This window comes from Komagataeibacter oboediens (assembly GCF_003207815.1).
In the GTDB taxonomy this organism is placed as follows: domain Bacteria; phylum Pseudomonadota; class Alphaproteobacteria; order Acetobacterales; family Acetobacteraceae; genus Komagataeibacter; species Komagataeibacter oboediens.
Genome location: NZ_NKTX01000058.1, coordinates 1 through 13444 on the forward strand (window position 1 = coordinate 1; position 13444 = coordinate 13444).

The window sequence follows — 13444 nt, forward strand, 5'->3', positions numbered from 1 at the left end:
GATCGTAGTGCGCCCACAATCTCACGCAGACGATCAGCGGACAGCCCTGTGTCGAACTCCAGCCGCACACCGTCCGGAAAGACCAGGCTGACGGCTCGGTCGGACAGCGTTCCCTGTTCTCTCCGACGCTCCAATGGCTGCGGCTCGGGGGCCGGGGCCACCATGACAGGTATGAACGATGTCCCGCCTTTGGCCCGAGCCTCTCGCCGCCAGCGAAACACCAGACTTGGATGGATCCCATACTGTGCAGCCACCTCCCTTATGGGGCGTCGGCTCTCGTAGGACGCGATGACCACTCGCGCGCGAAATTCAGGGGCGTGCCAGCGGCGGCGATCCGAAACGATCTCGATCCGCGAGGCGCCCGCCAGCCTGTCCCGCTCGCCTGTCTCTCTACCGCTCCTTTGGAGCCTCTCTGCGGTACTACCTGCGACACTCGCAGGTAGTACCGCGTCCCTATCTCTTAAATCGCTCATGCTTCATAGCTGAACCAGACCAGAAGTATTCAGCAAGGCGTCAGTCGCCGGGAGCTTACACCCATACAGGATATCGGCCTGGGTCATGGTCGTGATGAAGATGGTCATCATGGACTGACGGGACATCCAGGCCAGCACCGCCCCGTCAGGCCCGGAGCGCATCAGTTCGGAGAGGATGTTGGTGTCGAGAACGATCACACTCCGAAAACCACATCCCTGATAGCCTCACGGGACACGGCAGGCAGGTCTACCCCGTCCAGCCTGGCAAAACGCTGGTGGATAGCCTGACCGGCATCCACCCCCTGCGACACTTCAGCGGAAAGAGCCGAGCGCAGGATATCGCGCACCTCTTCCTCCATGGAACGCCCATGCTGTGCTGCGCGCAGACGGAGCCGCTGCTTGAGACTGTCATCGAGATTGCGAATAATCATGACGGCCATAGGAACCTCCAGCAGGCAATGACAGCATTGCAATCACTGACTGCGCATTTTCAATCATCAGGTCAGGTTAGGTGTTTGAGGGAAGAGACGAAATCTCGCGCCAAGCTGAAAACGGAAGCGCAGGTCTAAACTGGCCTGAAAATCCAGACGGAAACAGAACGCGGGAACGATCTCTCATTCCCGCGCTGAAGATTACCAGTAATATTCGTGGGGCCGCCGGGTGCCGGTATACGGAAAGACCGCCTCGAGAGGATCGAGATCGCCCTTGATGATCAGGTGGGCAATATGCCTGTCATGATGACGGCCAGGGCGGATATCGTGCAGATGGCTGTACCAGTTTGGAGATTCAGAGGCATCACGTGAGCCTCCATAGCCACAGCGATCCGGTCGGTTGGCCCAGCGATGGTCCCGGCCGTGTCTGCGGCTGTGATGATAGGTGCGAGACATGGGAGCTTCCCCTCCATGACGCACGGAGTGATTTCCGGGCGTACCTACATCACCCAATCTCCCCTGTTCTGGTTGTTCATTTGCTTTTGACCACCGGCTTAAGCCGTGCCTGCAGGGTCATGGCCGCGATCATGCCGGAACGGCTCTCATGGGATGATCTGGCAAGCGCATCCAGCCGCTCCAGAACGCGGCGGGGAAGGGAGATGTTCGCTCGTTCTACCCGGTCATCAAGGACGGCCGGATCAATGGTGACAAAGCCCACTGTCCAGCCTTCATAATCCGGGTTGTTCTGGATGGCGTCGAGTGTGCTGGGAGAAGGCACAGCCTCTCCGGCATCCAGCGTGGCGTCGATCCATGCCGCAGCGGCCTCTTCCGCATTGGAAATGGCTTCATCGAGCGTGTCGCCTGCCGAAAAGCAGCCGGGAAGGTCAGGAAAGACAACACCAAATGCCGTTGCCTCGCTGCCCCGTTCGATAACAACCGGATAGCGCATGATGATCCTCCTAGAGACCCGCCTGTTTGCGGATGGCGGCAACCAGACCGGTGCCCAGATCCTTTTTGGGATGAGGGACGACCACGATCCCTGGTCGCGACGGATGTTTGAAGACGTTGTGTGAACCGCGCACGCGATCCAGCTTCCAGCCTGCTTTTTCTAGCTCTCGGATCAGATCGGCACTCTTCATTTACACATCATACACACGACATAATTCCTGTTCAAGGAGGCCGTGAGAGGATCTGGCCAGATCATATCCAGGTTGAAGCGTCGTCAGCATACAGACATTCGCCTCTGATCTACGCGCGCGCACTCATAAACGACCTGGATACCTATCCCTGACGCATTGATGGAACGACCGTTTTACAACCCTACGGCTACCCTTACGACGACCCATCGACATACCCGAGGCCGACATTGCGCCTACCCATAGGTAGCAGCTCTTCATATATACACCATTGCACCACTGGTGCGGATGCTCAGGAACCTGCCTGGCGGATCTGGGCGATCATTTCATCGGCTGTGATCTCTCCGCGCTGGCGTGCATCCATGATTGCGGTGAGCGCCCTGTCATGAGGGAGCACATGCGGATCATCGGGTGTCGCCGTATGAGCGGCCCTGCCATGCGGGGCCGGAAAGGTTATGCCCGTCACATCGGGATTGCGCGTAAACATTCCGGCCAGGATATGGTCTGCCTGCTGGATGTAATTGCCTAGGACATCCCGGGATACGCGCGCGGAATCGGCCGAGGTGGTGATGTCGAGGCCAGCGACATGCGGCAGGAGATCGAGGATGCGCGTCAGGGCTTCGATATCCTGCTGTGTCAGCAGGGTTCCCCCGTCCCCGATCACCAGCAGCTGCCAGGGCCGCTTCTGTGGCAATGTCCCGGGATTGGTGCTGCTGTCGGGACTGTCTTTCATGACGATGACCCCTTCTCCAGAACGTCTTCGATGCCCTGCTGCCTTCTGAGCAGGGCCTCATAATGCTCCACGGACATGATGACGAAACGCGGCTTGTGGTGCCTGGTGATGACTACAGGTGCAACGGCGGCCGCTTCGAAAAGATCGCTGGCATTGCGGGTCACGCTGCTCGCTGGAAACGCTTTCATGGAGCATGATCCAGATATGACGGATTATCTGGAATATACAGGAAACCCGTATTCCCTGCCAGAAAATCGGGAAAAGGAGGCCTGGACGGACGAATAGGAAATGGCCAGCTCATCAATCCCTGACAAGGCCCGCAGAGCGCCCTGGGAGGCCGCACAAAGCGCAATTCCCGTTATTGCCCCCAAACCCCCTAGCCACCACACATAATAACGCCTGTACGGCCATCCTGTGGCGTCTGGCGGGCATGTTGTGACACGTGAGCTGCTGAATGATCGCCTGAACGCCGGTGTGTCTTGAGCAGATTACGGTTTTGCCCGGTTCTTCTGGTGTTGCAGGCGTCGGGCGAGCGCGGAGCGGGAGCCCCGTAGGGCGCCAAAGGCGCCGATGCGTGAGAGGAAGGTCTTGGTGGAGAGACGATGCGGCAACGCATCGTCAGATTATGATTTCGCGCCGTAGGCGTGTCCGTTTAGCGCAGCCCTGAAAGGGCGAGCAGGGGGGGATGCTGGGTGGGAGATCGCGCGAAGCGCGATCGGGACGGCCGTAGGCCGCGAGCCGGCGGGGGCGTAGCCCCCAAGAGGCGGTGCTTGGAGGCAATTTGGCTAAAGATTGCAGAGAATGGAAAGTTATCCACAGCCTTAGAGTGTTAATTTATGTGTTAATAGTAGTGTTAAGGGTTTTCCACAAACACGTAACTGACTGAAAATAAAATACAAAAACAGCGTTTTGGGGCCACTTGCGTCAACGAAACCCCGAATCTAGTGACTCCAGAACCCCGAATCTGCGTCAACGAAACCCCGAATCCAGCTCTTGCGTCAATGAAACCCCGAACCTAAACTGATCGTCAATGAAACCCCGAATCAAAGCAACCCGTCAACGAAACCCCGAACTGGCACTTACCGTCAGTGAAACCCCGAACATTGATGGACGTTCAGTTCTACTTCCGGAACGATATCCGACACCAGATCTTTTTATTTGTGATGTCCTTGATGCCATCCCCAAAGATGATATGGCCTCGATGGAACATCCAATTTTCTCGCTTGCCACTAAACCTGATCGACGCATTTTCCGATACGAGCACAATGGCAATACAGTTGAGATCGTTCCGAGCGTCAAAGGGCTTGCGACGATCCATGACAAGGATATCCTTATCTATTGCATTTCGCAGCTTATCGCGAAAATGAATCAAGGTGAGCAGCCAAATCGAACTCTCCACCTTACCGCACGCGATTTATTGGTGTGGACCAACCGTCAAACCGATGGTGATGGCTATAAGCGGCTTCGGAGCGCGTTTGAGCGCTTAGCAGGCACACGGATCACCACCAACATCAAAGCTGATGGAGAAGAAATCACCGAAGGCTTTGGTCTTATCAATGAATGGCGAATTGTCCGTAAGACCAATTCCGGACAAATGTCCGAAATTAAGGTAACGCTGTCCGAATGGCTATTCAGAATGATCGAAGGCCGAAGTGTACTAACATTACATCGCGATTATTTCCGTTTACGCAAGCCACTTGAACGGAGAATATACGAACTTGCACGCAAGCATTGTGGTGCTCAGGAAAAGTGGGTTGTTTCTATAGAAATTTTACAGAAAAAAACAGGGGCCAGTAGCCATATTCGCGTATTTCGCTCAATGCTCCGTGACTTGGCAATCAATAACCACTTGCCTGATTATGCTGTCGAAATAAACAGCAACACAGTTACTTTTCGCAATCGGGAAACGATGGATACCCTCAAAGTAATAGAGCCAAAGCTCCAGAAACCATTTGTCGATCCCGAGGATTTCCATGACGCTAGAGGAGTCGCTCCAGGATATGATGTCTACGCACTCTATGATGAATGGGTGTCATGGTGGAATGATAGCGGACAACCAGAGTTGCAAAACCCCAGCGCCGCATTTGTCGGATTCTGCCGCAACCGACACAAACGCAACCCTATACGCTAGACACAGCCTACGTGTATAATTGTATACGTGTATAAATGTATACTTATCTGCTAACGATCCTGCTTCGTCCTTTCTTCACGAACAGATCGTCCAGTGCTTCTCCAAGCAAACTCTGAACCGTCGTCCCCTCTTCGGCCGCTATAATACGAAGCTGGGTGCTGACTTCAGGAGAAAAGTGCCCACCGATCAACTTGGTCCCCTTACGACCATTCAGCGTAGGTTTACGGGATGATATATCTGGCTTCGGGGAAGGGTCTGGGATTGCCTCACCACTACCTTTGGCGCGATCAAGCATCGCTTGTAGCGTATTGCTTTTTGCCATCACACTACCTCCCGATTTTTGTATAATTGTATATCTGTATACTCGTATAGACGCTTAATTTCGTTTGCTGCTGGCCCATGTGCTTCGAATTCCTGCACAGCCTGTCCCGCCGCCTGTGCACGGAAAAATGCCTTGCGGTTTCCTACTGTCACCGGACAGACCGTTGCCCCCAATTCGGTCACGGCCTTAATGGCATCCCCTGTCTCCTGCCCCTGGGGGGGCACAAAAGTTAAAACGACAGCGAACGCTTTATCGAGCTGACGAACCACATCCAATGTGTGTGTCATACTCATTGTATCGAACACGGCCGTCTTCGTCGGAATGAGAACGAAGTCAGCATGCCGCGCCGCTTCATAAGCTACATCACGCGCAACAGCAGCTCCGTCGATAATCACAAGATCAGTACCCGCATCCGCGCAGGCTTTGAGCATTGCAGGCAAACGTATCGGCTGAATTGAAGCCACAGCCGGTGTATCGAGCTGGCGTACGTCTTTCCAGAAAGAGGCTGTCGCCTGTGGGTCCAAATCAATAATAGCAACAACCTTACCCGCTTGCTCAGCCGCGACAGCGAGACAGGTAGCAAGCGTCGTTTTTCCGACACCGCCCTTCTGCGAAAGAACAGCAAGAACCTTCATGCTACACCTCTACACGTATAATCTTATACCTGTATACACTTTCTACGAGGGAAGAGAAGGCCTCACCTTATCTCTCTGCACAATGGCAGCAACAGTGTTCTTGCTGATTCCCAGATCGCGGGCGATCCACCGATAACTCCGCTTTTCAGCCACCAACGCCAGAACCTTCGGAGCCAGACGGTCAGACTTCGGCCGCTCTCCTTTCTGTCGGCCGAGAACCTTCCCGCGCGCCCTGGCGGCGGCCAGACCGGACTTTACCCGCTCGCTAATCAGATCCCGTTCGAACTCAGCGATCCCGGCCAGAACCGTCGCCAGCATTCGTCCATGTGGTGTCGCCAGGTCGAACGTCATCCCCGTTATGGCGATCAGGGAAACACGATAGCTCTCCAGTTCCTGAAGCGTGGAGATGAGATCAATGGTCGAGCGCCCCCAGCGGGACAGCTCCGTCACTAGAATGGCGTCAATTTCACGGGCTTGGGCCAATGCCATGACCTTTCGACGCTCGGCCCGATCCACCCGGACGCCAGAGCCGGTCTCCATGAAAACGTCCAGCACTTCATAGCCCGCACGTTCAGCAAACCGCTTCAGCGCGTCCTTCTGGCGCGCACAGGACTGATCGGCCGTGGAAACCCGGCAATAGATGACCGCACGCTGTCCCATTTGAACCCTCCCGGAAAAACCACCATGCAACCCTTGATACACCGTGGCTCCGGATTGTCCCAATTAGACTATAGACTGTTTGGGTCAACCTAATTTGAATGGAAGAAATGGGGGGGCAAGCGGAAGGGCTGCTTTTAGTGCGGATAGATCAGCAGGTCATTGGACGGCTGGCTGTCGGTAATGAAACACAATTCGGTCGCGTCAGCTTGGCATTGGTGCATCATGCTCTTTCCTCTTGGCATTTATCCGAGCCTATGGCCAAGGTCGATCATGCATCTCCTGTGGTTGCGCTGGACGTACCGAAGCGAAGGGGGATATTTAATCGTGCAGCCACACCCGCTTTGCCTTGTCATCAATCGTAAATTGGCAAACCTCGCCAAAACACTCCCCCATCTCAAATGCTAGTGGCGCCCGCCTCAATCGTAGTGTAAGCTGACAACTAATCTGTCAACCACGAGAGATCTGGAGAGCCCTGTGAGCGAGATGATGTCGAATGCGCCTGTCTACTATGCGTTGGCACAGGCGCACTTCAATCCCGTTGCGGCGATGGTTAAATACGTCGATCAAATCCAGGATCGACTGCGGCGTGAGGGGTATCCACTGTTCGAACCGCAGCAGTTCATGCAACTGGTCGTGCCGGGGCCGGGTCAAGCGCAGCCACAGGAACCACAGATTCAGAGGGCAGTGTCGTGGCTGATGACGCGCAGTGACCGAAAGGCAGGATTCATTCTCGCGCCTTCAACGATCACCTATCGCACGACCCATTACCAGACACGCAACGAATTCATCCCGGAATTGCTACGCGGCTTGGCGGCGGTACATGATGCGGTTTCACTCGACCACGTCAGTCGACTGGGGCTACGATATCTTGATGCCATTTTGCCACGCGCTGGAGAAACTACCGAGCAATACCTTGCGGACGGATTGCATGGCATTGATTTCGATGCGACCCGCCTCCGTGCTATGACTGAATCCGTGTTTGCCACGGACACTGGCCCGCTCGTCCCGAAGGGAACGCTGGTCGTCAAGGTGTATCGGATGACTGGTCCTTTGGGCTTCCCGGCGGATATGCTTCCTGCAGGATTGGCGATAGCACCGAAGTTCGAGATCAAGGACGCACGTAAGCATGGGGTCATCGACACGGATCACTATGTCGAGGGTAGAATACCAGTGGAAATGGACAAGCTGAACGAGCAACTACTTTCGCTGCATGGTACGATCAAATCAGCGTTCAGTGCGACGATAACGGATCACGCGCGCAGCGCGTGGGCCTGACACAATCAGGATCGAGGCGCTTATGTACACAACCTTGCCCGCTCATCGTTTCATGCCGACTCTTCAACCTGTGGATGCTGCCGTTGTCGTAATCGCTTGCGCGCTCGGAGGCACCGGCAGCGTGTTCGCTCTTCCCTACGTCCATGAGTGGGGCAAGATGCTGGATACGAGCGTGCCTTATTTCGACGTCCAAACGATAGACATGTATGCTGCACGCCCTGACGTCCGTTCCGCCGCCGAGCATCTTGCAAATATCCGGCAGGTGCTGAATCCCGCCATCGCCGATTTGACAACGGTGTTCGGCGTTTCGCGACAGGCTATCTACAAGTGGATCGGCGGTGAATCCACGCCTGAAGATAACAAACTGGAGCGCATATGCTCCCTTAGTCTTGCTGCCGACGCTTTCCAGAAGGCCGGGGTGACTCGCGCATCATCTCTACTGAAGATGAAGGCATTCAATGGCCATTCCTTGCTGGACTTGGTTTCCGTTGGGAAGCTTGCGCCCGAACATACCCAGACGCTCATTGCCGAAGCGCAAGCCATGAATGTCGCGCATAGCCGTTCCGGCTTGGCGAACTCGAAGGCCCTGCCATCGGACGATTGGCGCGCGGAGCTTTCCATTCCCGGCTCATCCGAGTGATAGTTCAGAGGACGATGGATGCTGACGCGTGAAACCGACTGGCGACAAGGTGATCTTCTTACTCACGAAACTGCGGGCAAGTTGACAACGCTAAATATAGCTGTTGATGGATCACAACGTATCGTTGTGATCACGCATGACTGCGATCTTCCGAATGACAGCGAAACCTCAGTCGAGGTCATCGTTGCCGATGTCGTTAGCGCGCCAGATGCACAGTTCTCTTACGCGAAGAACCCGCGCAAACTTCATCTGTGTTATGAGGTCACTGGCGGGCAGACCCTCGCTGTCGAGCTTCGACACGCAGAGCGGTGCATCGTGCCCAAGGGCGAATTTGAAAAGCACGCAGCCAGAGATGACCAAGCATCACTACCCATTGATGGGAAACGTACGCTGAAGCAGTGGCTCGCAGCGCGCTATGGCCGACCGGCGTTCCCCAACGCCTTCGAAAGTCGATTGCGGAAGGAAGTTGGCAGGAAAAAAACGGTCGAGCGCCAGATAGGAAAAATTCTTGAATCTAACGCCAAGCACCTAGTCGGTCTGTTCTTTGATCTTGGCGAACAGCGGTCTGCAGAAGTTCCAGAGGGCGAGCCCTATGCATTGTCGATATCCGTAGTGTACGATGCAACCGAAGGTGGTCCTCAGGCGCGACATGCTGCAGAGGAGGTCGCTGTTCAGTTGGGCACGCTTTTCAAGCAAGCTTACGGCGAGCCAGATACCGCAACCGACATCGCCATTGATGCCTGCGAGGCGATTGCCGACACTTCCATCACTTTGGCTGACCTCCGGCGCGTGGATCAATGGCGACTGGAATACATCAGCCTGAACGACCGTGACCATGGAAATTTCCTTCCAGTCGGAGAAACGCCTGCGTGATATCCAAGACGATCATCCCGCAATCCTCCGTAACCGAATGACCATTTTCTGGACTTTCCTGACTGTCTGCTATCCGCAAATTGAACCGCGATGTCGCACGTCCGGGATGAGGCGTTAACAGCCTGTCCGGTAATCCATATTACCGGACAGGTTCGGGGCGTGAAGGGCTTTTGCGTTCACGTCCTCTGCGGCCACCCGACCCACTGCCACAAAAGGGCATCGCTGTCAGCACCCGGTCTCAACAGGGATCGCTATACAGACCAATGCTCCTGCAACAGCAGCATTGATTGAAAGATATCATTATGATATATAATAATCATGAATGTGACATCTGACCAGATCCGCGCGGCCCGAGCCCTGCTCCATCTTCCCCAGGAGGAGCTGGCCAGACGTGCTCACGTTTCGGTCGTCACCATCCGCCGCCTGGAATCACCTCGCACGGCAATCCGCGTAGCGTCACTCGCCACTGATACCATCTGCCAGGCCCTCGAACAGGCCGGTGTGGAATTCATCCCGAATGGGGTCCGCCGCCGACAGATCGGACCAGAAAAAGCCGTGCTCCTGACCCGTCTGCAGGCGATCAGCCGGGCCAGCGCCACGCGGCTGCAGGGGACTACCCCGCTTACTGATGAGGATCTCTACGACAACAATGGCCTGCCGACGTGATCGTCCTTGATACGTCGGTTCTGGTCGCCATCCTGCGTGGTGAACCGGATGCTGACGATTTCCTCGCCCGGATCGTCGACACCGATCGCTGCCTGCTCTCCAGCGTCAGTCTTCTGGAAACCAGCATGGTGCTGGCTGGGCGTAGCGCGTCTCCAGACGCGTGGACCGGCCTTGATCAACTGATCGAAGCTGCAGGAGTGGAGATTGTCCCGTTTTCCGCAGAGCAGGCCGCCCTGGCACGCGAGGCCTTTATCTGCTTCGGCAAGGGGCGGCATCCCGCTGGACTGAATTTCGGTGACTGCGCCAGCTACGCCCTTGCCAAGGCACACAATCTTCCCCTTCTCTTCAAGGGGAATGATTTTCCACAAACCGATATCGCAACTCTAACCTAATGCACTATTTCCCATAGTGTATTATGATTACAGGACTTTTTCTTATCTTGCGTAGTCAGTCGTTAAACGCATCGGTGCCCCTGCTCCGAACGTGCCCTCAGTTTTAAGTTAGGGTCACTCCCCGGCAAATGCTGCAGGGGAGTGTGGAGGCATGGGTCAATTCTGCTTACAACGAGCAGTAATACTTATCTCTCTACGGTATTGAGCCTACGCACCGCTTTATCCAACCCCTTGTTGGACAGGGGGATGTTGATGTCCTGTCCGGATACGGCTGAGAACTTCACCTCTACCTTTTTGGCAGACTCAAGATCTCCCAGCTGTCTCTGATCCAGATTCAGCGGCACGAGACAACCGGCTGGCACGCAGGTGCTGAATGTCAGACCGGACCCGATCGTCCTGTCATCAGCTATCAGCGAAACACCCTTTGAAAGAGCAGCGCCAAAAGGAAGAACCGTCACACCCTGCATCTGGGATCCATGAGGGGTCAGTTCCACACTCAGGATGCGCTGACGTGTCTTGGAATTGAACTCCTGCAGCACGATTGCACAGCGGCTGCCCGTGGCCTGCTGCTGACAGACAACACGCCAGTCCTGATAGGTCTCGTTCAGCGAAGACGCACCGCCCGGGAGAATATGTTCTGAGGAGGTTGCCAGACTTGGAGCAACCTCGTCCTTATGTTCCACAGCCTTGGGACTACTCACTGTCGCATAAGCGCTATTATAGAAATAGGCCGATCCTCCCGCAACACAAAGAAGTCCGGCCACTGAAAGGGCTGCAAGTTTCCTGTTCATAAACAACTGTACCTTATCTTCTGTTCCCCCTTCCCGTCACAGGAAGAGGGATATCAATCTCAGAACTTCAGACGGAAATGTGCGCGGGCGCCACTGTCCACAGACTGGTTACCATACTGGCCGACATAGGATATTCCGATATCGATCCGGTTGCTAACTTTTGCTGACAACCCTGTATCGATCACTGCGGCATCGATTGAGAGCGGCACGCCGGCGATGTCCATGTTGCCGCTGTTGGCAGCCGCAAACAGTTCATGTGTTGTGGGAATCGTCAGACCAAAGGCATGGCGATAGCCCAACGTCGCATGCGGCGTCAACAGGAACCGGCCCGCCTGGAACGTCGAGGCCAGATGGACACCAAAGGTCGAGAACGTCACGCCCGTATCGATGCCCTGTCCACGCAATGCCGCGGCACCACCATGTTCCTGGAAACCATCCGTATGCAGGTTCACATAGGCAACATTGCCAAAGGGCTCGATCGTGGTGTTGCCCATATGGAACTTGTAGCCCAGCTCACCAAAGCCCTGCGCCGTTCCCCCCAGATACGCGCTGTTCAAGCGGTTCTGGAAGCCCTGGAACGCCACATTGCGACGGATGCTGATCATGTCCCATGTGTAGGTCGCACCCAGACGCAGGTTCAGATTGCCCCAATGTGTGCCAGCATATCCACCGACAGTTACATTGTTGCTGTGTCCCGAAGAACCTCGCCCGCTCCCGACATCGAACATCGAACGGCCATAGCTGATCAGGCCACCGACACGCCATGTATCGGCGACCGGCGCATCAGCCCCCATGATGAACCCGGCGGTCGAATGATGCATCGACGCCGCATTGCCATCCCCCGAATTGCTGCCCAGGCTGCCAAAAGCTTCACCCCACATCACGGCCCGGTCCGAATAGCAATGGCCATCCGTCCGGCGCCGGTGCTTGAGGTCGGCCGTACGGATCGTGCTGTCCACGGGGCCGTCACAGTCAGCGGAAGCCAGCCGGTCAAACACTGCCTGACGGGCGAAGAAGCTGTCCTGGATCAGTGCCGTACGGGCTGAAGCATGTACTTCGCCCGAGAGGGCATCCAGCCCCTTGCGGGCACTGTTGCCGTTCAGCTGCTCCATCGCCTTCACGACCGAACTGGTGTCCGGGAGATCATCCAGTCCCCGTCCTGTCTCACGCTCGTTGCGGGTATTCCCCGCTTCCGAGAAGCTGGTGCCGTTACGCTGCATCAGCAGGTCCACATCATTGGCCGTATAGACCAGTGTCGGAGACATGAAGGTGTAGTCATTCACGATGTTCGTCGACAGGTTCGTATATTTGCCCGAGACACCCCCTGCTGCCGAAACCAGCGTGTAGGCTTCACCATATTTCAGTGCCGTGCCATCAGCCACATGGAAGTCGACCGTGCCACCTGAAAGGGCTGCCGCACCCGACACCTTCACCAGGTCACTGGTCAGCTGCTGATAGGACTGGTTATCCACCGACAGGCTTGTACCTGTCATCGTCGCGTTCCCGTCCGCAGCCAGGATCGAACCAGTCGCCATGTCCAGGGTGCCATTGACGTTCAGCGTACCGATTGTACCACTGCCAGCCGGGGAGAGAATGCCGCCAGCGGCAACATTCGTACTTCCAACCGTGCCCGTGCCGGAAAGGGTGCCCCCATTATCGACAGTGACAGCCGAGTTGGCCAGGGACCCATCAACATCCAGCATGCCGGCCGAAATATCGGTCCTCCCGGTGAAGGCGGAATCGTCTCCGTCAATTGCAACCGTGCCCGTGCCGGACTTCGTGAAGGAGCCATTCCCGGAAAGGGTATTGGCCAGGGTTCCCGAAGTGTCCTGGGAAACTTCCAGCGCAGCATTGTCCACAATGCCACCCGAACCGAAGCTGGACGTCGTGCCGACCAGGGTTCCGCCTGTGATTGCCGTGCCCCCACTATAGGTGTTCACGCCGCTCAGCGTCGTCCGGCCCGTGCCGGCCTGGGTCAGGCTGCCCGTACCATCAATCGTCTGCGCCATGGCAAACGCATTGCCATGGTCAATGGTCAACTGACCATTGTCATGGATCGCAGAACTGTCGGAAAGGCTGCCTGTCGTCCCGCCATCACCCAGCTGCAGCGTGCCGCCACTGATCGTCGTAGCTCCTGTGTAAGTATTCGCACCCGTCAGCGTCTCCGTCCCGCCAGAGACCGTCAGGCCGCCAGAACCGGACATGCCGCCGGAATAGGTGCTGCTGGCTTTGGTCAGGTCCAGCGTGCCGTCCAGCGTGCCACTGGCAGTTCCCGACAGAGAACCC

19 protein-coding genes are annotated in these 13444 nt (G+C 56.0%); 6 read left to right on the forward strand and 13 right to left on the reverse strand.

Going from position 1 to position 13444, the window contains the following annotated elements:
• From tnpA to CFR80_RS14265, 8 genes are all read right to left on the reverse strand, one after another.
• Positions 1 to 473, reverse strand: a 473-nt coding sequence (tnpA, locus tag CFR80_RS14230; RefSeq protein WP_181418231.1) for an IS66-like element accessory protein TnpA, incomplete at its 3' end; no start/stop codon positions are given.
• A 3-nt stretch (positions 474 to 476) separates the two neighbouring features.
• Positions 477 to 671, reverse strand: coding sequence for a PIN domain-containing protein (locus tag CFR80_RS14235; protein WP_110507555.1), 195 nt, complete (start codon positions 669 to 671; stop codon positions 477 to 479).
• The gene (locus CFR80_RS14240; protein WP_181418236.1) at positions 668 to 913 is read right to left on the reverse strand and encodes a FitA-like ribbon-helix-helix domain-containing protein; all 246 of its coding nucleotides are present in this window, start codon (positions 911 to 913) and stop codon (positions 668 to 670) included. Before CFR80_RS14240 ends, CFR80_RS14235 begins: the two co-directional genes overlap by 4 nt.
• A 192-nt stretch (positions 914 to 1105) precedes the next feature.
• Positions 1106 to 1360: a hypothetical protein gene (locus CFR80_RS14245; protein ID WP_084149687.1), complete on the reverse strand. Its 255-nt coding sequence runs from the start codon at positions 1358 to 1360 to the stop codon at positions 1106 to 1108.
• Positions 1361 to 1436: 76 nt separating this feature from the next.
• Positions 1437 to 1853 (reverse strand): type II toxin-antitoxin system HicB family antitoxin, encoded by a 417-nt coding sequence (locus tag CFR80_RS14250; protein WP_110507556.1) that lies wholly within the window; start codon positions 1851 to 1853, stop codon positions 1437 to 1439.
• Positions 1854 to 1863: 10 nt separating this feature from the next.
• Positions 1864 to 2043 carry a type II toxin-antitoxin system HicA family toxin gene (locus CFR80_RS14255; RefSeq protein ID WP_019087453.1) on the reverse strand — a complete coding sequence of 60 codons (180 nt, stop codon included), beginning with the start codon at positions 2041 to 2043 and terminating at the stop codon, positions 1864 to 1866.
• Between the two features lie 289 nt (positions 2044 to 2332).
• Positions 2333 to 2773, reverse strand: coding sequence for an antitoxin VbhA family protein (locus tag CFR80_RS14260; RefSeq protein ID WP_110507557.1), 441 nt, complete (start codon positions 2771 to 2773; stop codon positions 2333 to 2335).
• On the reverse strand, positions 2770 to 2961 hold the full coding sequence (locus CFR80_RS14265) for a type II toxin-antitoxin system Phd/YefM family antitoxin (protein WP_110507558.1): 192 nt from the start codon (positions 2959 to 2961) through the stop codon (positions 2770 to 2772). Before CFR80_RS14265 ends, CFR80_RS14260 begins: the two co-directional genes overlap by 4 nt.
• Before the next feature lie 842 nt (positions 2962 to 3803).
• Here CFR80_RS14265 and CFR80_RS14270 point away from each other — a divergent pair.
• The gene (locus tag CFR80_RS14270; RefSeq protein ID WP_110507559.1) at positions 3804 to 4904 is read left to right on the forward strand and encodes a replication initiator protein A; all 1101 of its coding nucleotides are present in this window, start codon (positions 3804 to 3806) and stop codon (positions 4902 to 4904) included.
• A 43-nt stretch (positions 4905 to 4947) separates the two neighbouring features.
• Here CFR80_RS14270 and CFR80_RS14275 read toward each other — a convergent pair whose 3' ends face one another.
• The 3 genes from CFR80_RS14275 to CFR80_RS14285 are packed head-to-tail and all read right to left on the reverse strand — an operon-like array spanning position 4948 to position 6521.
• Positions 4948 to 5226 carry a ribbon-helix-helix domain-containing protein gene (locus CFR80_RS14275; RefSeq protein WP_258367826.1) on the reverse strand — a complete coding sequence of 93 codons (279 nt, stop codon included), beginning with the start codon at positions 5224 to 5226 and terminating at the stop codon, positions 4948 to 4950.
• Positions 5226 to 5861: a nucleotide-binding protein gene (locus CFR80_RS14280; RefSeq protein WP_010511349.1), complete on the reverse strand. Its 636-nt coding sequence runs from the start codon at positions 5859 to 5861 to the stop codon at positions 5226 to 5228. Before CFR80_RS14280 ends, CFR80_RS14275 begins: the two co-directional genes overlap by 1 nt.
• Before the next feature lie 42 nt (positions 5862 to 5903).
• A complete protein-coding gene (locus tag CFR80_RS14285) occupies positions 5904 to 6521 on the reverse strand; it encodes a recombinase family protein (protein ID WP_007396326.1) in 618 nt (205 codons plus the stop codon).
• A 483-nt stretch (positions 6522 to 7004) separates the two neighbouring features.
• Between CFR80_RS14285 and CFR80_RS14290 the strand changes: the two genes are divergently transcribed.
• From CFR80_RS14290 to CFR80_RS14310, 5 genes are all read left to right on the forward strand, one after another.
• Positions 7005 to 7796, forward strand: coding sequence for a TIGR04255 family protein (locus CFR80_RS14290; RefSeq protein ID WP_258367827.1), 792 nt, complete (start codon positions 7005 to 7007; stop codon positions 7794 to 7796).
• A gap of 22 nt (positions 7797 to 7818) precedes the next feature.
• On the forward strand, positions 7819 to 8436 hold the full coding sequence (locus CFR80_RS14295; RefSeq protein ID WP_110507560.1) for an XRE family transcriptional regulator: 618 nt from the start codon (positions 7819 to 7821) through the stop codon (positions 8434 to 8436).
• 18 nt (positions 8437 to 8454) lie between these two features.
• The gene (locus tag CFR80_RS14300; protein WP_110507561.1) at positions 8455 to 9309 is read left to right on the forward strand and encodes a hypothetical protein; all 855 of its coding nucleotides are present in this window, start codon (positions 8455 to 8457) and stop codon (positions 9307 to 9309) included.
• 318 nt (positions 9310 to 9627) lie between these two features.
• Complete coding sequence (locus CFR80_RS14305) at positions 9628 to 9975, forward strand: helix-turn-helix domain-containing protein (protein ID WP_110507562.1); 348 nt, start codon at positions 9628 to 9630, stop codon at positions 9973 to 9975.
• On the forward strand, positions 9972 to 10367 hold the full coding sequence (locus CFR80_RS14310; protein WP_019092315.1) for a type II toxin-antitoxin system VapC family toxin: 396 nt from the start codon (positions 9972 to 9974) through the stop codon (positions 10365 to 10367). Before CFR80_RS14305 ends, CFR80_RS14310 begins: the two co-directional genes overlap by 4 nt.
• Before the next feature lie 185 nt (positions 10368 to 10552).
• Here CFR80_RS14310 and CFR80_RS14315 read toward each other — a convergent pair whose 3' ends face one another.
• Together CFR80_RS14315 and CFR80_RS14320 are read right to left on the reverse strand one after the other, a co-directional pair.
• Positions 10553 to 11158, reverse strand: a complete 606-nt coding sequence (locus tag CFR80_RS14315; protein ID WP_010512374.1) for an invasion associated locus B family protein — start codon at positions 11156 to 11158, stop codon at positions 10553 to 10555.
• Positions 11159 to 11217: 59 nt separating this feature from the next.
• A partial coding sequence (locus CFR80_RS14320) for an autotransporter outer membrane beta-barrel domain-containing protein (RefSeq protein WP_146221657.1) occupies positions 11218 to 13444 on the reverse strand: 2227 nt, incomplete at its 5' end.